Source organism: Rothia sp. LK2588 (genome assembly GCF_040946465.1).
Taxonomy (GTDB): Bacteria; Actinomycetota; Actinomycetes; order Actinomycetales; family Micrococcaceae; genus Rothia.
In genome coordinates, this window is sequence record NZ_JAYWLS010000001.1 from 755157 (window position 1) to 777856 (window position 22700).

Annotated in this window: 20 protein-coding genes; 10 read left to right on the plus strand and 10 right to left on the minus strand. The window is 62.5% G+C overall.

The genetic code is table 11. The features are described from left to right. The first annotated feature begins 48 nt into the window (after positions 1–48). Complete coding sequence (locus tag VVR12_RS03630) at positions 49–1314, plus strand: ribonuclease D (protein WP_368549768.1); 1266 nt, start codon at positions 49–51, stop codon at positions 1312–1314. Positions 1315–1338: 24 nt separating this feature from the next. Continuing rightward, on the plus strand, positions 1339–1800 hold the full coding sequence (locus tag VVR12_RS03635; protein WP_368549769.1) for a Rieske (2Fe-2S) protein: 462 nt from the start codon (positions 1339–1341) through the stop codon (positions 1798–1800). 67 nt (positions 1801–1867) lie between these two features. Here the strand turns inward: VVR12_RS03635 and dxs are convergent, their stop codons facing one another. Together dxs and VVR12_RS03645 are read right to left on the minus strand one after the other, a co-directional pair. Continuing rightward, a complete protein-coding gene (gene dxs, locus VVR12_RS03640; RefSeq protein ID WP_368549770.1) occupies positions 1868–3844 on the minus strand; it encodes a 1-deoxy-D-xylulose-5-phosphate synthase in 1977 nt (658 codons plus the stop codon). A gap of 54 nt (positions 3845–3898) precedes the next feature. Next, entirely contained in the window at positions 3899–4846 is a 948-nt protein-coding gene (locus VVR12_RS03645) for a site-specific DNA-methyltransferase (protein WP_368549772.1), read from the minus strand. Positions 4847–4888: 42 nt separating this feature from the next. Between VVR12_RS03645 and VVR12_RS03650 the strand changes: the two genes are divergently transcribed. Continuing rightward, positions 4889–5542, plus strand: coding sequence for a mismatch-specific DNA-glycosylase (locus VVR12_RS03650; protein ID WP_368549774.1), 654 nt, complete (start codon positions 4889–4891; stop codon positions 5540–5542). Between the two features lie 208 nt (positions 5543–5750). Next, complete coding sequence (locus tag VVR12_RS03655; protein ID WP_368549775.1) at positions 5751–7286, plus strand: alanine/glycine:cation symporter family protein; 1536 nt, start codon at positions 5751–5753, stop codon at positions 7284–7286. A 69-nt stretch (positions 7287–7355) separates the two neighbouring features. Here the strand turns inward: VVR12_RS03655 and acnA are convergent, their stop codons facing one another. The 3 genes from acnA to VVR12_RS03670 form a co-directional block, all read right to left on the minus strand. After that, the gene (gene acnA, locus VVR12_RS03660; protein ID WP_368549776.1) at positions 7356–10166 is read right to left on the minus strand and encodes an aconitate hydratase AcnA; all 2811 of its coding nucleotides are present in this window, start codon (positions 10164–10166) and stop codon (positions 7356–7358) included. 199 nt (positions 10167–10365) lie between these two features. Then, positions 10366–11808 carry a class I SAM-dependent RNA methyltransferase gene (locus VVR12_RS03665; RefSeq protein WP_368549777.1) on the minus strand — a complete coding sequence of 481 codons (1443 nt, stop codon included), beginning with the start codon at positions 11806–11808 and terminating at the stop codon, positions 10366–10368. Next, entirely contained in the window at positions 11801–13828 is a 2028-nt protein-coding gene (locus VVR12_RS03670; protein ID WP_368549778.1) for an APC family permease, read from the minus strand. Before VVR12_RS03670 ends, VVR12_RS03665 begins: the two co-directional genes overlap by 8 nt. A gap of 212 nt (positions 13829–14040) precedes the next feature. On the opposite strand from VVR12_RS03670, the gene VVR12_RS03675 reads away from it, so the two are divergent. Further along, a complete protein-coding gene (locus VVR12_RS03675; RefSeq protein WP_368549779.1) occupies positions 14041–14721 on the plus strand; it encodes a TrkA family potassium uptake protein in 681 nt (226 codons plus the stop codon). Between the two features lie 2 nt (positions 14722–14723). Continuing rightward, the gene (locus tag VVR12_RS03680) at positions 14724–15377 is read left to right on the plus strand and encodes a TrkA family potassium uptake protein (RefSeq protein ID WP_368549781.1); all 654 of its coding nucleotides are present in this window, start codon (positions 14724–14726) and stop codon (positions 15375–15377) included. Here VVR12_RS03680 and VVR12_RS03685 read toward each other — a convergent pair. From VVR12_RS03685 to dut, 4 genes are read right to left on the minus strand one after another with little or no spacing between them, the layout of a single operon-like run. Continuing rightward, entirely contained in the window at positions 15374–16066 is a 693-nt protein-coding gene (locus VVR12_RS03685; RefSeq protein WP_368549782.1) for a DUF3159 domain-containing protein, read from the minus strand. The two genes, VVR12_RS03680 and VVR12_RS03685, sit on opposite strands and share 4 nt — an antisense overlap. Positions 16067–16126: 60 nt before the next feature. After that, positions 16127–16654 (minus strand): asparaginase, encoded by a 528-nt coding sequence (locus tag VVR12_RS03690; protein ID WP_368549783.1) that lies wholly within the window; start codon positions 16652–16654, stop codon positions 16127–16129. Positions 16655–16657: 3 nt separating this feature from the next. Further along, the gene (locus VVR12_RS03695) at positions 16658–17449 is read right to left on the minus strand and encodes a DUF3710 domain-containing protein (RefSeq protein WP_368549785.1); all 792 of its coding nucleotides are present in this window, start codon (positions 17447–17449) and stop codon (positions 16658–16660) included. Between the two features lie 37 nt (positions 17450–17486). Further along, positions 17487–17933, minus strand: a complete 447-nt coding sequence (dut, locus tag VVR12_RS03700; protein WP_368549787.1) for a dUTP diphosphatase — start codon at positions 17931–17933, stop codon at positions 17487–17489. A gap of 133 nt (positions 17934–18066) precedes the next feature. Between dut and VVR12_RS03705 the strand changes: the two genes are divergently transcribed. After that, positions 18067–18564: a DUF3093 domain-containing protein gene (locus VVR12_RS03705; protein ID WP_368549789.1), complete on the plus strand. Its 498-nt coding sequence runs from the start codon at positions 18067–18069 to the stop codon at positions 18562–18564. A gap of 73 nt (positions 18565–18637) precedes the next feature. Here the strand turns inward: VVR12_RS03705 and VVR12_RS03710 are convergent, their stop codons facing one another. Further along, on the minus strand, positions 18638–18937 hold the full coding sequence (locus VVR12_RS03710; protein WP_368549791.1) for a DUF4193 domain-containing protein: 300 nt from the start codon (positions 18935–18937) through the stop codon (positions 18638–18640). 384 nt (positions 18938–19321) lie between these two features. Here VVR12_RS03710 and sepH point away from each other — a divergent pair, with 384 nt between their 5' ends. The 3 genes from sepH to VVR12_RS03725 all read left to right on the plus strand — a co-directional run bounded on the left by sepH (position 19322) and on the right by VVR12_RS03725 (position 22691). Beyond that, positions 19322–20731 (plus strand): septation protein SepH, encoded by a 1410-nt coding sequence (sepH, locus tag VVR12_RS03715; RefSeq protein WP_368549792.1) that lies wholly within the window; start codon positions 19322–19324, stop codon positions 20729–20731. Between the two features lie 90 nt (positions 20732–20821). Further along, complete coding sequence (locus VVR12_RS03720) at positions 20822–21442, plus strand: hypothetical protein (RefSeq protein ID WP_368549794.1); 621 nt, start codon at positions 20822–20824, stop codon at positions 21440–21442. Positions 21443–21593: 151 nt separating this feature from the next. Continuing rightward, positions 21594–22691, plus strand: coding sequence for a hypothetical protein (locus VVR12_RS03725; protein ID WP_368549796.1), 1098 nt, complete (start codon positions 21594–21596; stop codon positions 22689–22691). Positions 22692–22700 lie beyond the last annotated feature (9 nt).

Here is a 22700-nt window from a genome sequence, read left to right on the forward strand (position 1 = left end):
TACAATGGTGAACGTTCTGTACAGCGATCAGGAAACGGCACGACCATCATGAACCAGACCCACCAGCATGGCCAGCTCACCGGTGAGCAGTTTGGGCTGGCGGGTCTCGACATTCCCGAGGTCGTCCCGCTCAACGAACCTGCCGACGGTATCCCCAGCGTCATCAGCACCCCGCGCGGTTTACGCAACGCGATCGCCCGGTTAAGCGAGGCCGGCGGGCCGGTCGCCGTAGACACTGAACGAGCATCGGGCATCCGCTACGGACAACGGGCCTTCCTCGTGCAGCTCAAGCGCGGAGATTCGGGCATTATCCTGATCGACCCCGAGGCTTTCGAGGACCTTACCGAACTCAACGATGCGCTCGCCGGTACCGAATGGGTGATCCATGCAGCCACCCAGGATCTGCCCTGTCTGCGGGAGCTGGGGCTCAACCCCGATTTTCTCTTTGATACCGAGCTGGCAGCCCGCATCGCCGGGTTCGACCGGGTGGGGTTGGGAGCCATGGTGGAGCGCCTGCTGGGCTTCAAGCTGGCCAAGCAACACTCCGCCGAAGATTGGTCGAAACGCCCGATCCCCGAGGATTGGTTGGTCTATGCAGCGCTGGACGTCGAGGTGCTCATCGATCTACGCGACGCCCTCGAGGAGGAATTACGCGCTCAAGACAAGTTAGCCTTCGCGGCTGAGGAGTTCGCCTACCTGGCCGCCGCACCGGATCGCCCTGCCCCGCGCGACCCCTGGCGCAAGACCAAAGGCATCCACGGTATTCGCAACCGGCGGCAACTGACCGCCCTGCGCAACCTCTGGTACGAGCGTGAGAGCCTGGCCGAGAAAAAAGACGTCGCCCCCAAGCGCCTCCTGCCGGACGCCGCTCTCATCCAGGCCGCGCGACAGATGCCGCGCTCGGTTCCGGGCATTCTCGCCGTACCTGGGTTCCAGACCAGGGCTCTCAAACGCGAGGCCACGCGCTGGGTACGCGCCGTCAACGAGGCGCTGGCCGATGATAATCCAGTGCCCTATACCACCCCGGCCGAAGGTCCCCCGCCGATGAAGGCCTGGCAGACCAAGCGTCCGCGTTCGTACGAACTCTTCCAAGAGGCCAAAACCGCGGTACACACCCTGGCAGAGCAGATGAGCATCCCCCAGGAAAACTTGTTGACCCCCGATACCCTGCGTCGATTATGCTGGGAGCCACCTGAACCGGCGAATTCTCACAACATCGCCGACCGGTTAGCGCAATTGGGGGCGCGCTCCTGGCAAATTGACCTGGTAGTTCCCACAATTCTCCCAACCTTCACGGGTACCCTGAAGGTATAAATTTTTACTCTCAAGGAGTCGACTATGTCTGAGAATTCCGAGCAGCTGGCCCGTCTCTTCAATCGCCGCGCTGCCCTGGGCGGCGCGGGACTGGGTGCCGCAGCCATCACGTTGGCCGGTTGTGGTTCCACTTCCGAACAATCCAACTCTGGCGGCTCCAGCTCGTCCGATATCGACCCCCGCGCGCCGCAGGAACCCACCGATGTCGCCGCCGCCTCGGACGTCCCCGTCGGCGGTGTCTATAAGGCGACTGCGGGTAACACCACGGTGATGGTGACCCAGCCCGAAAAGGGCAACTTCAAGGCGTTTTCCGCGGTGTGCACCCACCAGGGTTGCATCGTCAACGTGCAGGATTCGGTGATGGTCTGCCCCTGTCACGGTGCCAAGTACTCGCCGAAGGACGGTTCGGTGACCGCGGGCCCCGCGCCGAAGGCCCTGCCGGAATTCAAGGTTCAGAAACAGGGCGAGCGCCTGATCGTCTCCTAACGGTCACACCTGAAAACTCAAGATGCCCGGTGGCTCAAGCCACCGGGCATCTTATTGCGCTGATCGCCTAGCGAGAGTGCTTGGGCTTCTCGCCCTTGCCGCGTGCGTAGGGCACCATGTCTCCGGCGAGCTGGGCGAGGATGTTGGAGCGGATCTTCTCTGCCGTCAGTCCGACCTCTTCAAAGATTTCGTTGCGGGAAGCGTGGGCGATGAACTCGGCCGGCAGTCCCACTTCGTTGAGAGCCGTATCGACCCCGGCCGCTCTCATCTCTTGGCGGATGCGTGAGCCGACTCCCCCGGCGCGAACACCGTCTTCGAGCACGACCACGATGCGGTGCTCCCGCGCTAGGTCCACGATCGATCCGGGAACGGGCATCACCCAGCGGGGGTCAGCGACGGTGGCGCTGACGCCGTGGGCGGAGAGCTGGTCGGCGACGTCGAGCGCCAGGGTAGCCATCGCTCCGACGGTCACGAGCAGCACGTCGCGCTGACCGGTGGTGTGGTCCCAGTCTCCGGTGCGCGCGAGCAGGTCGGTGCCGTCGTCCAGTCGTTCGATCGCGGGGATATCGGGGCCGACGTTGCCCTTGGGGTAACGAATCACGGTCGGTGCATCGTCCACGGCAACGGCCTCGCGGAGCTCTTCGCGGAGCGTCGCCTCATCGCGGGGCGCGGCCAGGTGCAGGCCGGGGATGAACTGTAGCAGCGCGAGATCCCACATGCCGTGGTGGCTGGGGCCGTCGGGGCCGGTGATTCCGGCGCGGTCGAGCACGATGGTTACCCCGGCCTGGTGGAGGGCGACGTCCATGAGCAACTGATCGAAACCACGGTTGAGGAAGGTCGCGTAGAGTCCGATGACCGGGTGCTGCCCGCCATAGGCCAAGCCGGCGCTCATGGCGAGGGCGTGTTGCTCGGCAATACCGACGTCGATCACGCGGTCAGGGTGGGCCTCCTGCATCTTGTGGAGCCCCACCGGGATCAGCATGGCACCGGTGATGCCGACGATGTCAGATCGTTCGTCGGCGATCTTCTTGATTTCGTCGGCGAAGACGCCGGTCCAGGCCTGGCCGCTCTTGGCGTCGAGGGCTTCGCCGGTTACGGGGTCGATCTTGCCCACGGCGTGGAACTGGTCGGCGATGTTGGCTCGCGCCGGGGCGTAACCGCGACCCTTTTCGGTGATGGCGTGAACGATCACGGGGCCGGCGAATTTCTTGGCCGCACGCAGCGCTTTCTCTACGGCTTGTTGATCGTGGCCGTCGATCGGGCCAACATACTTCATGCCCAGGTCTTCGAAGAGTCCGTTGGGCACCACGATGTCTTTGATGCCGGCCTTCATGCCGTGCAGACCGCGATAGATGGTTTTACCCAGGGCACCTGAACCCTGCAGGCTCCGGCGGAGGCGGTCGAGGGCGCGATCGTAACGGCGGTCGAGACGCACCTCGTCGAGGTGGTTTTGCATGGTCAGCTGGAGTTCGGCCATGTGGTTGGCGAAACCACCGACGGTCGGCGCGTAGGAGCGTCCGTTATCGTTGACCACGATGACCACGCGGCGGTCTTTGTCGGCGGCGATGTTGTTCACGGCCTCCCAGGCCATGCCACCGGTCAGCGCGCCGTCGCCGATAAGTGCCACGGTGTAGCGATCGTCATCACCGGCGAGCCGATGGGCGCGCGAGATGCCGTCGGCCCAGCTCAGGGACGAGGACGCGTGTGAAGACTGCACGATGTCGTGTTCAGATTCGGCGCGTTCGGGGTATCCGGCGAGACCGCCCTTCTGACGAAGGGTCGAGAAATCCTGACGGCCGGTGACCAGCTTATGCACGTAGGACTGGTGGCCGGTGTCGAAGACGATGGAGTCACGCGGTGAGTCGAATACGCGGTGGATGCCCAGGGTGAGTTCGACGACTCCCAGGTTGGGCCCCAGGTGCCCGCCGGTCTGCGATACGTGGGCAACCAGGAATTCACGGATCTCCTGGCCGAGCTGCTCCATCTGCTCATCGGTGAGCTGGCGCAGGTCTTGTGGCTGGGAGATAGTCTCCAGAATTCCCACGGTCTACTCCTCTTTCTCTGACGTCTCTCAAAATTTCAAAAGTTCTCTTCAACTTTACCCGTTGGGCTCCGTCGAATTCCCGTTCTGCACCCCCGCGGCACGACGTGAACCCCGCCGTACCGTGGTGAAACGCACGTCCGCGGCCTCGGGATGGGTGTGCGCCAACCCGGCAAATCGCCGTTTCATGGTCTCGATGGCCGGTTTGTTTTTGTCGATTAAGACGAACTTACGGCGCAACTCGAGGGCGGCATGACCGGTGGTGCCGCTGCCACCGAAAAAGTCGAGCACCCAGTCCCCCTCCGCCGAACTGGCCTGCACGATGCGGCGCAGGATGCCCAGCGGTTTCTGGGTGGGGTACCCGGTCTTCTCCTTACCCGAGGGGCTGACGATGGTGTGCCACCACACGTCGGTGGGTAATTTGCCACGGGCAACCTTCTCCGGCGTGACCAACCCGGGGGCCATGTAGGGTTCGCGATCGACCTCGACGGTGTTGAAGTAGTAGTTCTTCGGGTCTTTGACATATACCAGAATATTGTCGTGCTTGGTTGGCCACCGCTTTTTCGACCGGGCCCCGTAATCATAGGCCCAGATGATCTCATTGAGAAAACATTCCCTGCCGAAAAGACCGTCGAGCAAAACTTTCGCGTAGTGCACCTCGCGGTAGTCCAGGTGCAGGTAGAGGGTTCCGGTGGGTTTCAGTAACCGCCACGCGTGTACAAGGCGGGGTTCGAGGAACTCCCAAAAATCTTCGAAAGAGTCGCTGTAGCTGGTGACCTGCCCCTTGACGGTCTCGTAGGTTTGCCCCTTGTACCCGACTCGGTTCCCGTCGGCCGAGCGAACGGTCTTCAACGACTGCCGGCGCTGCACCTTTCCGGTATTGAACGGAGGGTCGATGTAAATCAGTTGGAATGATTCATCGGGTAAGCGGGAGAGCGCGGTGAGGTTATCCCCCTGTACCACCAAGTGCGGCGAATCGGGGTTCCAGAGGGGTCGTTGGGGCATGGGAACTATCTTAACAAAGTTCTTTGGGGCCATGATAGATACATGAGTACCTTGCATCCCTCCCCGCTGGGTGGCCGACGCCCCCACCGCGACGAACTGGCCGACTTCGCCGACGCGCAGATCACCGACCGACTTCCGAATGACACCACGCGTTATCCGGTGCGGTTATTGATCGTGGGAATCAATCCGGGACTGTGGACCGCCGCGGTCAACGCACCGTTTTCCCATCCGGGCAATCGCTTTTGGCCCTCTCTCGACCGCGCCGGGATCGTCACCCCGCAGATCGACGCCACCGCGGGCATGTCCGACGCGGACGAACAACGTCTCATCGATGCGGGGATCGCGATCACGAACCTGGTCCCCCGCGCCACCGCTCGCGCCGACGAACTATCCCGCGGGGAGCTGCGGGCGTCCGTCCCCCGCTTGATCGCACTGGTGAACGATCTACAACCTCGCGCGGTGGCCATCGTGGGCATCACCGCTTTCCGCACCGCCTTCGCCCAACCTCGCGCGCGCCTCGGTGTGCAGGACGCCGCCCTCATCGAGGGCTGGCCCGCCGGCGTGCCACTGTGGGTGGTTCCGCAGCCCTCGGGGTTGAACGCCCACGAGAATATCGACACGCTGGCAGAAAAATGGAGAAAAGTTTGGCAGGACGTCGACGGCGGGGAAACTGCTGAGGGTAACCCCGCTGACTAGGTAGTTTTCACCCGGCGACAAAGGTTGAGTGCAGAAGATGCCGCGCTCCCTGCAAAGTTGGCACGGAGCGCGGGAAAATTGCGGGATTTTCTGATCGACATAACCCCCACTCTCCCGTAAGCTATATCACACTGTCGATGTGTTCCACATAACATATCGTCGAATTTCGTCATTTAGCACGGGCTCATTTCACACACGAGGAAAACCAATGTCTGCACTTATTGAGTGGGTCAATGGCATCATCTGGTCACCGGTTCTGGTGTACCTCTGCCTTGCCGTGGGTGTCTACTTCACGATCCGCACCCGATTACTCCAAATCCGCCAGATCCCCGCCATGATCTCTTCGACCTTCCGAGGCGAAAAGTCGGCTGACGGCGTTCACCCCTTCCAGTCGCTGGCGATGTCGCTGGCCGGCCGCGTGGGAACCGGTAACATCGCTGGCGTAGCCACCGCCATCGCCTTCGGTGGACCGGGTGCCGTCTTTTGGATGTGGACCGTCGCGTTCCTCGGCTCATCCACCTCCTTCATCGAATGTACGCTGGGTCAGATTTACAAGGAACGCGACAAGGTCACCGGCGAGTACCGCGGTGGACCGGCCTATTACTTCGAGAAGGCCCTGCAGCACACCAAGTACCGCGGCCTTTTCAAGGTGTACGCGAGCATCTTTGCCTTCGCGACTGTGGCAGCCTGTGGCTTCTTCATGCCCGGCGTTCAGGCCAACGGTATCGCCACCGGCCTACAGGGAGCATGGCCGTCCGTGCATCCCTGGGCCACCGCTGTGGGCGTGACCATTCTGTTGGCTTTCATCGTAGTGGGCGGCGTCAAGCGCATCGCTAACTTCGCATCCGTGGTCGTACCGGTCATGGCCCTCATTTATATTCTCGGTGCGATCATCGTTGCATTCGTAAACATCGACCAGCTCCTCCCGGTCATCAGCCTGATCGTCTCCTCGGCCTTCGGCATGGACGCCACCTTCGGCGCTATCGTCGGCTCCGCCGTCGAATGGGGCGTCAAGCGCGGTATCTACTCCAACGAGGCTGGCCAGGGTACTGGTCCTCACGCTGCGGCTGCGGCTGAGGTCAAGCACCCCGCATCGCAGGGTTTCGTGCAGGCCATGGCCGTCTACATCGACACCCTGTTCGTTTGCTCGGCTACCGCATTCTTGATTCTCTCCACCGGCATGTACCGCGTGTACTCGGGTGGTAGCGAAACCAGCCCGGTGCTTGCTGAGGGTCCCGGCCATCTTGACCCGAACGCCACCGTCGGCCCCGCCTACACCCAGAGCGGTTTCGACACCGTGTTCTCAGGTTTCGGCCCGGCCTTCATCGCGATTTCGCTGTGTTTCTTTGCCTTCACCACGATCGTGGCCTACTACTACATGGCAGAGACCAACCTGCGCTACCTGACCCGCAATGTGCGCAACCGCACCATCCTGCGCGGCTCCCAGTTGGCTCTGCAGTTGTTGATCCTGGTGGCTACCGTGATCGGTTGTGTGAACTCGGCCGGTTCGGCATGGGCGCTCGGTGACATCGGCGTGGGTCTGATGGCCTGGTTAAACATCGTTGGTATTCTCATCCTGCAGAAGCCCGCGCTCAAGGCCTTGAAGGATTACGAGCGGCAGCAGAAGCAGGGCATCGATCCGGTCTTCAACCCCGAGGAACTGGGCATCCGCAATGCCGACTACTGGCAGGTACGCTACGACACCGCAACGTTGCAGCAGGTACCTCCGGCTCAAAAACACTAAGCTCAGAGCAACGAAAGGCCCCCGCGAGGATTTCTCCTCGCGGGGGCCTTTTACCGTCTAGTTCAGGGATTACTTGGAACCGCGAACCAGGTTACGGAGCACGTACTGCAGGATGCCGCCGTTACGGTAGTAATCGGCTTCACCCGGGGTGTCGATACGGACCACAGCGTCGAATTCGGTCTTCTGACCGTCTTCACCCTCGGCAATGACCTTGACCGTCTTGGGGGTGGTGCCGTTGTTCAGCTCGGTCAGACCCATGATCGAGAAAGTCTCGGTACCGGTCAGGCCCAGGGACTCGTGCGACTGGCCCTCGGGGAACTGCAGGGGCACCACGCCCATGCCGATGAGGTTCGAGCGGTGAATACGCTCGAAGGACTCAGCGATCACGGCCTTGACACCCAGCAAGGTGGTACCCTTAGCCGCCCAGTCACGGGAGGAACCGGTGCCGTATTCCTTACCACCGAGAACCACCAGCGGAATTCCCGCCTGCTGGTAGTTCATCGCGGCATCGTAGACCGAGGACTGCTCACCGTTACGGGTGAAGTCGCGAGTGTAACCGCCCTCCACGCCGTCCAGCAACTGGTTCTTGATGCGGATGTTGGCGAAGGTACCGCGGATCATCACCTCGTGGTTACCACGACGGGAACCGTAGGAGTTGAAGTCCTTACGCTCCACACCGTTCTCGATCAGGTACTTACCGGCCGGGGTGTCCGACTTGAAGGAACCTGCCGGAGAAATGTGGTCGGTGGTCACCGAATCGCCGAGCTTCAACAGCACACGAGCACCGGTGATGTCCTCGACCGGGTCGATCTCCATGGTCATGCCCTCGAAGTACGGGGGCTTACGCACATAGGTGGACTCGGGATCCCAGGCGAAGGTGTCGCCGGTGGGGGTGTCCAGAGACTGCCAACGCTCGTCGCCATCGAAGATGGTTCCGTATTCCTTGTTGTACATCTCGGTATCCACGGCGGAGGAGATGATCTGTTCCACCTCTGCCGGGTCCGGCCAGATGTCCTTGAGGTAGACGTCTTTGCCGTCCTTGTCCTGGCCCAGTGCGTCCTTCTCGAAGTCGAAGTCCATGGAACCGGCCAGGGCGTAGGCGATGACCAGCGGCGGCGAAGCCAGGTAGTTCATCTTGACGTCGGGCGAGATACGGCCCTCGAAGTTACGGTTACCGGAGAGCACCGCGGTGACCGAGAGATCGTTCTCGTTGATCGCCTCAGAGATCTCGGGCTCCAGCGGACCAGAGTTACCGATGCAGGTCGCGCAACCGTAACCCACCACATAGAAGCCCAGAGCTTCGAGTTCCGGCAACAGACCGGCCTTCTCGTAGTAGTCGGTGACGACCTTCGAGCCCGGAGCGATCGAGGTCTTGACCCACGGCTTGGCGGTGAGGCCCTTGGCTGCTGCGTTGCGTGCCAGCACACCCGCGGCCAGCATCACCGAGGGGTTCGAGGTGTTGGTGCAGGAGGTGATGGACGCGATCGAGACGGCACCGTGATCCAGCTGGAACTCGCGGCCGTCCTCCATCTTCACCGACACCGGGTTCGAGGCACGTCCGGAGACCTTGGCGGGTGCGTGATCGTCGAACTCGCTCACCTTCTGCTCGCCGGATTCCTGACCGGGGACGGCAGTGGCGTCCGAAGCCGGGAAGGATTCCTGCAGCTCGGCGTCGACGTTAGTCTCATTGACGTAGTTCGGCAGGTCGGCGCGGAACTGATCCTTGGCGCGATCCAGCTGAATGCGGTCCTGCGGACGCTTGGGGCCGGCGATCGAGGGAACCACGGTGGAGAGATCCAGCTCGAGGTATTCGGAGTACTCGACTTCCTTCGAAGGGTCGTGCCAGAGGCCCTGTTCCTTGGTGTAGGCCTCTACAAGCGCGACCTGCTCCTCGGAGCGACCGGTCAGGCGCAGGTAGTCCAGGGTGTTCTCGTCAATCGGGAAGATCGCGGCGGTCGAGCCGAACTCGGGGCTCATGTTACCGATGGTCGCGCGGTTAGCCAGCGGAACCTGCGAGACGCCTTCACCGTAGAATTCGACGAACTTGCCGACGACGCCCAGCTCGCGCAGCATCTCGGTAATGGTGAGCACCACGTCGGTTGCGGTGGCACCGGAGGGAATCGAACCGGTCAGCTTGAAACCAACCACGCGCGGGATAAGCATGGAGACCGGCTGACCCAACATGGCAGCCTCGGCCTCGATGCCGCCAACGCCCCAGCCGAGCACGCCCAGACCGTTGACCATCGTGGTGTGCGAGTCGGTTCCGACCACGGTGTCGGGGTAGGCGCGCAGCTTACCCTCAACCTCACGGGCCATCACGGTGCGAGCCAGGTACTCGATGTTCACCTGGTGCACGATACCCATTCCCGGGGGGACGACCTTGAAATCGTCGAAAGCGCCCTGGCCCCAGCGCAGGAACTTGTAGCGTTCACCGTTGCGCTGGTACTCGATGTCCATGTTGCGGGTGATGGCGTCTGCGGTGCCGAAGGTGTCGATCTGCACGGAGTGGTCAATCACCAGTTCGGCCGGTGCCAGCGGGTTGATCTTCGAGGGATCACCGCCGAGGTCCTTCACTGCCTCGCGCATGGTCGCCAGGTCAACCACGCAGGGAACACCGGTGAAGTCCTGCATGATCACACGGGCGGGGGTGAACTGAATTTCGGTGTTGGGCTCCGCCTTTGGATCCCAGTTAGCCAACGCCTTGATGTGGTCGCTGGTGATGTTGGCGCCATCTTCGGTGCGCAACAGGTTTTCCAGCAAGACCTTCAGCGAGTAAGGGAGCTTCTCAGATCCCTTGACCGCATTCAGGCGGTAAATTTCGTACTCGGTGCCGTTGACGTCTAGCGCGCCCTTAGCTCCGAAGCTGTCCACAGTGCTCATGTGGAACTCCTCTCGTCACAGATGGTCCGTGCAATCTAAGTGGTGACATAGATTAACTAATTGTCATAGTACACCGTGTGACGTGGGCGGCATTATTACCATAATTAGTGGTTGAAACATTCGGACATATGTTCAGGTGCAGAACACTCTTACTCCCCCGGATGTCGCATTTTGAGACGTTTTTACCGCAGACCGAGCATTATGGCCGCGGCTGGGGAGGCTCCAACAACGCGACCGCTTCCACGTGATGAGTGCCGGGGTACATGTCGACGACAGTCACCGCCTGCAGATCCCATCCCGCTTCACGCAGGTACCCTGTGTCTCTGCCCAGCGAAGCCGGGTCGCAGGCCACGTAGACGATGCGGCGGGGAGCCAAACGCACGAGATGCTCCATCACGGCGCGTCCGGCGCCTTCCCGCGAAGGGTCCAGCACGACGACGTCCGGGGTGCGGTTCGGCCCCGCCTCGGGTTGACGGGCGAGGAACTTTTCCACGTCTGAACGCACAGTGCGGATGTCGGTCTGTTGCGAGGACGCAGTGCGCGCCGAACCACGCCGAGCCAGGTTCTCACGTGCGTTGGCCGAGGTCACCTGCGATCCCTCCACCGTAATCACTTCTCCGCCGGCACCGGCATCGTGGGCGAGGATACCCGCAAAGAACCCCGCCCCTCCGTAAAGATCAAAGGCGGTCTCCCCCGCCTGCACCGCGGCGTAGTCACGCACGACCGCAGCCAGCACCTCGGGGGCACCGCGATGAATCTGCCAAAAGCCACCCGGCCCGACCGTCCAGCGCAGAACGTGGCCGTCGAGGTGCAGGTGCTGGACCGAGGCGCAGGTTCCCAGCGAAGCGTCCTGCGGTCGGGTACCACGAGCGCGCCCAGGTTGACGTTGCGCGGTGCAGTGCACGACGACGCTCCGCCCCAACTTGGTACCAAAGGCGGCCTGCAGTTGTGGCTTTAACCGCGCGAGCGTCTCTTCCGGGTCTCCGGGGACGGTGCACATCAGCAGGACCGTATCTTCGGAGTCAACGGCGACGTCCACGCGCAACACCCCGGTGAAGTCGATCCGCCACAGGCAGAGATCGTTGATACGCTGATCCGCCAAGGGGGTTTCTGCCACAGGGATGAGCGCGTTGCTGGCGTGCGGGTGCATGGCGATGCGGCCCTGATCATCGATGGCGAAGTGCATGCGGGTTCGCCAGTGCGAGCGCGGTTCTACCGAGATCCGCGTGGGCTGGACCAGTACCGAGTGGTCAGAGGGGTAGCCGCCCAGATGATGGAGTTGTTCGATGACCACGGATGTCTTGTATTCCAGCTGCGTGGCGTCGCTGAGGTGGCCGAACTCCATTCCACCCACCGCCGGAGAGTCCTGGCTGGCGGCGAGAGCGTCGGCCGCCGGCCAGGGATGGGGCACGCGATCGGGGCTGGGTTCTGTCACCGCGACGGCCTCGGCGAAAAAGAATCGCTGTTTGGGCCCGGCTCCGGTGATGCGGGCGGTGCAGGTTTCACCAAGTACTGCGTGGCGAACGAACACGACCCGGTTGTGGACGCGGGCCACGAGTGCGCCGCCGTGGGCCACGGCGGTGGGGGTGAGCTGCACGAGTGAACCGGTCTTCAGTTGCGCTGGGATTTCTGCTTTAGCCACGCTGGTCTTCTCTTCGTTCTTCGTCGATGGGGCGAGGGGTATCTACTCCGGCGAGGATGTCTTCTTCGCGCCCGAGGTTCCAGGGCACGGAGGCGACAATGACCCCGGGTTCTCGGCGCAGGTGAGCGGCCAATTTATGGACGGTGCGGCGGTGAATGATCCGCTCCCACCAGTGTTTGACCACGTATTCGGGCAGGTAGACCACCACCGCGGTGCGCGGGGCCGCGTTCTTCAGGTCCCGGACGAAACCGAGCATGGGTTTCACGGGGTCGCGGTAGGGCGAGTCGAGGACGGTCAACGGCGCCGGCACCTGGAGTTTGTCCCAATCGGTCACCACGCGTCGGGTAGCGTCCTCGGTCATGTTGATCGTGACCGCCTCGAGGCGGGAGGGGCGGGAGGCGCGGGCGTAGGCGAGCGCACGGGCGACGGGTTTACGTACTCGCGGTACATAGACGACGGCGACGAGCCGGGAGGGCAACCGCCGGGCATGCGCCAGGCCTTCCTCCGACATATCCAGCTCGAGTTCGGTATCAATGCGGTTGTAGTGGGTTTTGGTCATGATCATGAGTCCAACGATGGTCAAGATAAGCAGTACGGTGATCCAGGCGCCCTGCCCCAGCTTGGTCAAGAGGACCACGAGCAGGGAGAGCGCGGTGGCGCTGAGTCCCAGCGCAGTGACCACGTAGTCGCGGATGAGCGAGCGACGTTTGAAGCGGTCGAGGGTCAGGCGAAGCTGGCGGGCTTTGTGGCGGATGACCGCCGTCTGGGTCAGGGTCATCGAGGTGAGCACGCCCACGACGTAGAGCTGGATCAGTGAGTTGACGTCTGCACCGAAAATCGCCAAGAGCCCCAACGCCCCGAGACCGAGCAAGAGCACCGAGTTGGCGTAGAGGCGGGACGAGCTGCGGGCGGCCAGCTGCATGGGTAGATAGCGCTGTTCGGCGATGCGGCTGGCGAGGATGGGGAACCCGGTGAAGGCGGTGGCGGTGGCCACCATGAGAATCCCAATGGTGGCCAGGGTGAGCAGGATCGGCATCGCTCCCCCGTGGAAGACCGCGTCGGTGACCTGATAGAGCAGGGGTTTCTGCACGAAGTCTTCGGAGGCAAGCGCGCCGTTGATCATCAAGAAGTGCTGCGGGTCTTGCACGATCACGGCCCCGGTGGCGTGCACCAGATAGATGGTGCCGATCAAGAAGAGTCCGGAGATGGAGCCCATCATCATCAGAGTGCGGGCGGCGTTGTGTTTGGTGGGGGCCGCGAAGAACCTCACGGAATTGCTCAGCGAGGAGATGCCGGAGGTGGCTACGGCTCCCGAGGAAAACGCGCGGGCGAGGAGGAGAAAGAGGCCGAACCCGGTGACGAGGTCTTGTTGGCCGGTGCGAGGGATCACGTAAAAGTGCGAGCTCTCGGCGCGGGCCAGCCAACCGAACTGATCGGCGATCACGCCGGTGACGATCGTGATCGCAAGCAGGACGAGAAACGCGTAGGTGGGTACCACAGCGAACCGCCCCATGGTGCGCAGTCCCCGCAGGCAGAAGAGGGTCATCGCCACCACGAGCGCCATGGCCACGAGCCGGTCGTGTTCCATGAACCGTGGCCAGATCGCGATGACGAAGCTGGCCCCGGAGGAGGCCGAGACCGCCACGGTCAGCAGGAAGTCCACCATGGACGCCGCACCCAGCGTCATCGCAGGGATAGCTCCCAGCCGGTTATGGACCAGCGCGTAGTCGCCCTGTTCGGCAATTTGAAAGATGTTGTAGCGGTAGGTTCCCACCACGATCATGAGCATCACCGCGATGCCGAGGGCTACCCAGGGGGCAAAAACGAGGCCTGCCGTGCCGGCCAGCACGAGCATCATCACAATCTCGTCGGGGGCGTAAGCGACCGAAGAGATGCTGTCGGCGCCGAAGAGCGGCAGGGCGCGTCTTTTGGGCAGGGCGAGCGACGTCAGGTTAGCCCGGTGTTGCGGGGACCCGGTGAGCGCCGCCTCGATCCTTGCCCAAAGTTTCTTCACAGCCATTACCGTAGTCGGTCATAGTCAAAAACAACAGTTAGCGCGCCACTGGGGAGCCTGTCTCCTGACCCAGCGTGGTGCCGCTGATACACCTACGGAAAGGGCCGACGTCGGGAATGCATCCAGGCGGCAAACAGCATAGGCTGGTAGGTGCCGCGTTCGGTTGCGATCGGAAAGCGGTGAACAGACTCAGTAGGTCGGCGAGGGGATGGGTTTCAGTGCCTCATTTTGTGATCATGGGCGCCGGACGCGTGGGCGTCATGCTCGCGCACACGTTGGAGGATTCCGGGCATTCGGTGGCGGTCATCGATCAGGACGAGCGCGCCTTCCGCCGCCTGCGTAAGGATTTCTCCGGTAAAAAGGTCACCGGCGTGGGGTTCGATCGAGACACCCTCAAGCGGGCTGGGATCTCAGAGGCCTACGCCTTTGCCGCGGTTTCCTCCGGAGATAACTCCAACATCATCTCCTCGCGCGTGGCCAGGGAAACCTTTAAGGTTCCGCATGTGGTGGCCCGCATCAACGACCCCAACCGCGCAGAGTTCTTCCAGCGTTTGGGCATCCCAACCGTCGCCGCGGTGCGCTGGTCCACCGATCAGGTGTTGCGGCGCATCTTGCCCGAACAGGCCATGACCGGTGACTATCGGGAGGCTTCGGGTCGCCTGATGCTGGCCGAGATCCCCCTCAACGACGGGTGGGCCGGGCATGCCTTGACCGAGATTGAACAGGCGGCCAAGGTGCGGATCGCCTACATCACCCGGTTCGGGGAGGGCATGTTGCCCTCGGCGGACGCCAGCTATCAGCGCGGAGACGTGGTGCATGCAATGATGCGCACCGAAGACATGGCCGAGATTTCTCGCATCCTGGCCACCGCCCCGAAAACCGAGGATGAAGAGGGCTAAGCATGAAGGTATTGATTGTGGGCGCCGGTTCGGTGGGTTCATCGTCGGCACGCGAACTCATGGCACACGGGCACAGCGTGACGATTATCGACGAAAAACCAGAGGCGATCGGTCGATCTGATCTGACAGGCGCGCAGTGGATTATCGGTGATAGTTGCGAGCTCTCCGTTTTTCGGCGGGCCAAGCCGGAGACCTGTGACGTAATCGTGGCGGCCACCGGCGACGATAAGTCGAACCTCGTCGTCTCGTTGCTGGCCCGCTCAGAGTTTGGCGTGCCCCGGACCGTGGCACGGGTCAACAACCCGAAGAACGAGTGGCTCTTCGACGAGTCCTGGGGCGTGGACGTCGCCGTTTCGACTCCGCGCCTGATGACCTCGCTGGTCGAGGAGGCGGTCGAGGTCGGCGACGTCGTCCGGCTACTCCAGTTGCAAGCCGGCGGGGCGATGCTGGTGGAGTACACCGTCCCGGCAGATCACCCGATCATCGGGCACACCGTGGACAACGTCCAATGGCCGGAAGAAACCACCCTGACCGCAATTCTGCGCGACGGTCAGCCCATCACCCCCAGCGGCGACGAATCCATCGAGGGTGAAGACGAGCTGTTCTTCATCACGACCGCCGAAGGCGAGGCAGACATTAAAGCGCTGTTCAGTTAGACATTAGCGGCCTTGCGGGTCATCATCCACGTCAGCCACAACACCGCCGCGTAGAGCGGAACGCCCATGATCAGGCGAGCCACACCCAGTCCCGCCACGTTGTCGGCCAGATACAGCGGCACCTGAACCGCCAGGCGCACCACGAACATGGCCACCAATACCCAGGTCGCCCGTCGATAGGCCCGGTACCGTGCCGGATCGGTTCGCCATGTGTTCAACTCGTCTCTGACGAACCCGTAGAAGAAACCCAACAGGGGGTAATGAACGAGGATCGAGGCGGTGATCCCCAGCGCGTAGGCGGCGTTGATCCACAGCCCCGGTACGTAGTAGTCCGCGGCGTTTCCGCTACGCAAGGCAACGATGGCGCAGATCGCCAGGCCTGCCATGCCAGACAGCGCCTGCATGAGTGAACCCCGCTGGAACAGACGGGTCAGCGCGAAGACCGCGGTAACGGCTCCCGCCAAGATCAGGGACAACACCAGGTTGTGGCTGATCAGGTACACCGTGAGGAACAGAAAGCCGGGCAGCAAGGCCTCGACAATACCGCGGACGCCGCCGACCGCGTGCAAGACGTCAACCTCACCGTTGTCGCGACGCCGCAGTCGAGACCCCGCCTGGGCGAAGGCGGCGGAAACCGACTCGCCTGCCTCCTGCGATCCGGTGGTATCGCGCCGGTTGTCTCTGTTCACTGTTCTCCTTATGCCCTCGCTGGCATGAATTGTAGTCTCAATCCAGGTGTCGATCCTGGGTTAGGGGACGATTTCGTATCGCGGGTTATAGATCGTGTGCTGGCCATGGCGCTGCGTGAGCATGCCGGCCGCCCGGAGGGAGGTACCGGCGATGATTCCGGGCACCGAATGCTGCCCGTGCCAGACCATCAATACCCGAGTGCCGGAGGCCATCGGCGGGTAATCCGGGTACAACGGTGCGGGCTTGCTCTCGTGCCGGAACACCCGATACTGGGGAAAGCTCTGTTCCTCGGTCTCTAAATCCTCGGCGGCATCTTGGTCGAACTCTTCATCATCGGCGGTGACCTCTTGATCTTCGTCGAGGTCATCGCCGATCACTTCGACCATCGGGATTCCCGACAGCGCATGTACGCTGACCGGAGGCAGGGGGCGCGATTTTTCCACCTCAATCAGGGCCTCGAAATGAGGCGGCTCGTCGGAGGCCGGCATCCGGATCTGCATTACTCGCCCGGCCAGGCGCACCCGAAACCGATCGGGGTATTTCTCCAGGCGTACGCGTTGCTCCTGCTCTACCACGCTGGGCGCCATCGACTAGCGGATCTCCGCTATCTCAGGTCCGCGCTGCGGCATCTGCGGGCGATGGTGCTCGGTCTGCGCAGGGCCGTTCTCTTGCTCGGCGGCCTGTTGAATCGACTCGGGCACGATCATGGGGAGCAGGTCGCGCGGCGGACGAGGGTCCTCCCCACGGACCACGACGATCGAGCGGAAGATCTCTTCCATCTCGGCGGCGTCGTCCGGGCGCAGGGCAGCGTCTCCGGTGTAAACACCGCGCAGGAACCATCGGGGGCCGTCCACGCCGACAAAGCGTGCAACGCGAAAACCCTGGCGACCGTCGGGAGTGGTGGCGGGCATACGTGAGATCATTTCCCGGCCTAGGTTGCCATCGCGCACGGAGACCTGGCCGCCCTGGCGGCGAACGGACTCGGAGATCTCCAACCGGATGTCGTCCCAGATGCCGGTGGTACGCGGAGCCGCGAATGCCTGCACCTGCAGGGCGTTATTGCCCTTGGTCAGGGTAACGGATACCAGTTGCTGGGATTTCTGTTCGACGTCCAGGCGCATGCTCAGACCGTCGACCATCTTCACGCGCATCGAACCGAAGTCCATGTACCCCTCGGAGGTGTCTTGTTCCTCTTCATCCCAGGGACCGTTCGAACGGTCGAATTCGACGACCTGCACCTGTTGAGCGGATTCGGTTGCGCCCGCAGAGTCGGCTTCTGAAGATTCGCGGGAATCGTCTACTGTGGTCGCGGATTCCTGCTGTTCGGTGATCTGCTCCGCTTCGGCGGCTGTGTGCTTCTTCTTTTTACTTCTGCCAAACATGTCTTTGCTTCCTAGGGCTGAGGGAGGGGACTGAGTATCAGGCGGTGCCCGTAGAACCGAATCCGCCGGCTCCGCGGGTCGATTCGCTGAGTTCATCGGTGAGTACAAAGTCGGCGGTGGCATAGCGCTGGATCACCAGCTGCGCAATGCGGTCCCCACGAGAAATGTTAAAGGGAGTCTCGGTATCGGTATTGAGCAGACATACCTTAATCTCACCGCGGTATCCGGAATCGACGGTGCCGGGGGCATTGACCACGGTGATTCCGTGGCGCGCCGCAAGCCCCGACCGGGGATGGACGAGCCCCACGTATCCGGCGGGCAACGCGAGGGCGACGCCGGTGGGTACGAGCGCGCGCTCACCCGGGGCTAGCTGGAGGTCGACGGTCGAGCGCAGGTCGGCTCCGGCGTCCCCTTCTTGAGCGTAGGCAGGCACCGGCATCTCGGGATCCAGCATCTTCAGTTGAACGGTAATAGCTTCTGTCACGGTTCATACTCTACTAGAGTGCCCCGGTTATCTTTCGTGGGTCACGGAGCACTAAGATGGTAATCACCGTATTCTTGACCGTTCTTAGCGCCCTGGAAACCCCAGTGGTTTGATGTACCTTGAGGAAGATGAGATGGCCGATCAATGCCAGCGTGCCCATGCGCAGACCTACCGCGAACGCCTCTCCCCCGGGTTCAGCACCTGGTTGATAGCTCTGGGGTCGGGCGTGGCGTGTTTCTTCGTGGCCGCACCGATTAGCATCCCCGCCGGTTACGTGGTGGGCGTGGCGGCCGCGCTCATCGTGGGTGTTGTTTTGTTCGCCACCTCCCCCATCATCGAGGTGACCGAGGACGTCCTGCGCGTCGGGCGTGCCCAGATCGAACGGAAGTATCTCGGTCACGCCGAAGCCTTCCGCGGTGAGGAGGCCCGCGTCGCGGCCGGGCCGGCACTCGATGGTCGAGCATTCATGTGCTTCAGGGGCTGGATCCAGCCGAAGTTCCGCGTTCAGATCACGGACCCGGCCGATCCCACGCCCTACTGGATCGCGTCGTCCCGGCACCCCGAGCGCGTCGCCGCCATTCTCAACACCGAGCAGGACGCCGCTCCCGCATCCCGCCATCTCGGCGAGTAGTCACGACCCTGCAGATACGACTGAGGCTCAGAACAGTAGTTCTGAGCCTCAGGTACGTAAAGGAAGGGTAGCCTTAGCCCTCACACTCGATGCAGTACAGCAGGTTGCCGTCCTGACGAGCTACCTGCGAGCGGTGACGCACGAGGAAGCATGAGGCGCAGGTGAACTCGTCATCCTGAGCGGGGAGAACTACCACGTTGAGCTCTTCGTTGGAGAGGTCAGCGCCGGGCAGTTCGAAGCTTTCGGCAGCCGCATTTTCGTCTTCGTCGACGGCACCGGACTGCATCTCAGAGCGGTGCGCGTTGAGCTCCTCGATGGATTCTTCGTTGTTGTCATCTTCTTGCTTACGCGGTGCATCGTAATCTGTTGCCATGTGCGCTCACGCTCCGAATGTATTACGCGAACCGGGCCGTCGTTGAGGGTGCCCAGCTCTCAAGCTAGTGGGTTGATTTGCTACCGTGCACCTCGGTGCGCATGACAATTTCCGTGACGGTAACGCGTAGCATTTTTCACTAAAACCCCCCAAGTTGCAAGCGCAAGAAAAATCAACGCAATTTTTCGGAAACAGAATGCGTCGCTGTGGTTGTGGTGGCCCCCACCCTGCAGAGTTCAACCTCTACTTTTAGTTGAACTGAAATCGTTGCATCTGCGGCGTTTTTGCAGGTTGTAACGGCTCGGTTGTACCCCAGGTTGAACTTTAGCGATAGGCTTTCAGTGAACTGAAATTACCCCCATATCTTCATCATCAGGAGTCAGCATGAATGACCTGCGCCTGACGGGTATTCACGATGACGGTGAGCACCTTGTCCTTGAGTCGTCGGACGGCACTCAATTCAGCTTGCCCATCGACCAAAACCTGCGCAGCAGCATCGCCAAGGCGCGACGCATCCAACCGGCGCGCGGCCGTAGCGGTAACGGCAGCTTCGGCCCCCGCGACATCCAGGCGCGCTTCCGTCAAGGTGCCACCGTCGAAGAGATCGCCGCCGAATCCGGCTGGGACGCCGAACGCGTACGCCGTTACGAATGGCCCATCGTCGCGGAACGCGCCAACATCATTACCGTGGCCCGTCGCGTCGTGATCTCCCCGGCCGCAACCGGACGCCGCAGCGACCCCGGTGCGAAAAGCCTCGACCAGTACATCGCCCAGGTACGAGAGAAATACGGTTTCACCGACGCCGAGGCCGACTGGAACACCTTTCAACAGGAATCTGGCCAATGGACCTTGAGCGTGGACTTTGACCTGAGCGACGAGGCACGCGAGGCGTTGCCCCGTTCCATCGAATTCCCTGCTCGCTGGTCGTACAACCCGGCGAACCAGTCTCTCTACGCCTCCAACGAGGCAGCGTACTTCTTGATGGGTCGCGATCATAGTGAAGACGCCCCGTTACCCGGCATCGGATCACACACCAATGTTTCCGCTGAGCCGGAGCGCCAAGAATCCACCGAGCCGACCCGTGAGGATCAGCCCGCCTCGTCGAGTGCCCAGCCGCAGCGTCCCGAGGTGGGCAATCGCGCCGGTGCCCGCGACTACAACTCGGCCCGCGAACGCAAGCTCGCCGACCTGTTGGAACGCGCACGTCGCACCTCCGAGACCAAAAGTTACGGCGTGCCGGTGGTGAACGAGGTTTCCGAGAAGTCCTCTGCCTCGTTTACCTCTGAGTCACCCGATGAGGCACAGAGCGCTCAAGACAATTCCGCATCGGAGAATTCCACCACGGAGCCTCAGTCCACGGATTCTTCATCGGATGCCGATCAGGGCACCGAGAGCACGAGCTCTTCAGAACAGGCAGAATCCCAGCAACAGGGATCGGGTGAGACCGCTTCAGGCGGCGAGCAAACCGCTCCAGACCGTTCAGAGAGCGCACCGATGAGCTCCGGGACCACCCAGGAGAACGAGCAAGACTCCCCCGAGAACCCAGAGGGTGCCCAGCAGGAGAACGATTCTGACGCTCACCCCGTCTCCCCCTTCACCCAGAACGCGCTGGAGGACAAGGACTCGCAGGACGACGATGCCGAGTCGCCGTCGGAAACTACGGACGAGCCTTCCGAGCAGACCGAGCAGTCCCAGCCCAAGCCTGAGACCCCGGCGTCACGCCCGAGCATCAACCGGACGAAACGCACCTCGGTGCCCAGCTGGGATGACATCATTTTCGGCAATCGCCGATAATTAGGGTACGGCCCGACGTCTTCCCCCGAGCGTCGGGCCCCCTTCCTCTTTTCCCCCCCCTGAAACATCATGATTTGGCGGTAGCCCTCAATGAACGAGCCATCCCAAGAGATTAACGAGAATGGCCTACCTATCGGCCCGGTCACCGAAGAAGTGCCCGGGCGTTCACCCCTTCTCAAGATTCTGCTGGCTACCCTCTGTTTGGCGGTCATCGCCCTCACCGGTTGGTGGTTAGTCAGTTTGATCGGGCATCCTCAAGACCCGATGGATTCCCCTGCGCCTTCCCCCGAGAATTCTTCCTCGCACACGCCGAGCCCCGCCGTCTCGTCCTCTCCGAAGCCTTCGCCGAGCTCAACCTCTGCTGAACCCGCGGAGGCACCTACGACAGAGGATCCTTCCCCGGTGGAGCAACCTCCCGCCGCTGAGGTTCCGGCAGAACAGGCCCCGACCGAACAGCTACCCGCCGAGACCGCGCCTGCCCCGGTAGCTCCCGCCCCAGAACAGCAGGTACCGGTGCAACCCGATCCGAATCAGCAGGTACCGGTTCAGCCGGCCCCCGAACAGCAGATTCCCGGCCAGGTTCAGCAGGTGCCGGGTGAGCAAGCACCGGCTGGTGAGGTTCCCCTCCAGCAGGCACCTGCCGGGCAACCCGGTGAACAGCTTGGCGGCGTACCCGCTCAACCCGTGGCCCCCACCGTGCCGGTACAATAAACCAGCTGACGATTGTTCAATTTCGGAGTACAATTATTCGTTACACTCCACCTCACCACTTTCACTCGCATAGGGTCGAGGTGCGGATAGCTTTGGGAAGGACGCCGACGCAGGGCGACCGTAGACCCGCAGGGGAGATAGGGAAACACGAATGGCGAAGAACGAGCATATGGGTGCCGGTACCGATGCCTACGAGCACCATACCCATGAGCAGGTAGATCTGGACGAAGGCTATGAGTACGTCTCAGACACCGATGTTCACACCGCGGCCACCGAGGATGATTCGCTGACTAGCCAGCTTTTTGCCCACGGCAGTGAGGTCGAGAAGCGCTCCCTGAAACACGTTATTGAAGATCGCCAGTACTATCGCGCACTGGACAAGCAACAGCGCCGAGAAGCCGAGATTGCCGAAGGTATCGCCGCCATGCGTGCCGAGCGAGCTCGCATCGCCGCCGGGGAACCGGCTTCCGTTGCAACCGGTTCACGACGCCGCCGCACCCCCTTGCTCGTCGGAGCTACCGCGGCCGCGCTCACCCTCGTTGGTGGCTCCAGCCTGCTGATGGCGATGAATACCACCACCCCGCAGGCTCAGGCTCCAGTGGCCGCTAGCTCGAGTTCCGCCGCGCACAGTTCCGCGGCGTCCGAGAAAGCCGCGCCGCGCCCGTCCTTCAACTCGAAGGCGCCCGAGGTCAACATCGTGGAATCCTCGCAGCGCGCTGTCGCTCCCGGCACCGTGCAGTACGCCCCGGAGGCGACCGCCCCCGAAGCTGCCGCCGCTGCTCCGCAGGCTCAGGCACCGGTTCAGGCGGCTCCCCAGGCTGCGGCTCCGTCAACGCCGGCGCAACAGGCATCTCAGCCGCGCTCCGCCGCTCCTAGCGTTGCACGGTCCACCCAGGACAGTGCGTCGCCTGCCGCGGCCAGCCCCAAGCCCCCTACCGCCGCTACCGCGAAGAAACCGGCCGCCGCTCCCAGCACCGCTCCGAGTACCCAGGCACCTGCTCCCGCGAAGACTCAGGCTCCCGCCCCGGCGCAGACGGTGGCGCCTGCTCGGACTCAGGCACCGGCCCCGGTTAAGACTCAGGGGCCTGTACAGACCCAGGCGCCCGTCCAGCCTAAGCAGGCACCGGCCTCATCGGCTCCGGCCGCACAGCAGGTCACCGCTCCCGCAGCGGCAACCCAAAAAACTCCTGCGGCCCAGAGCGGAGCCGGTGCGGCCTCCGCACCGGCAGCCTCGGGCGCGGCGCAGTAGCGCACCCCT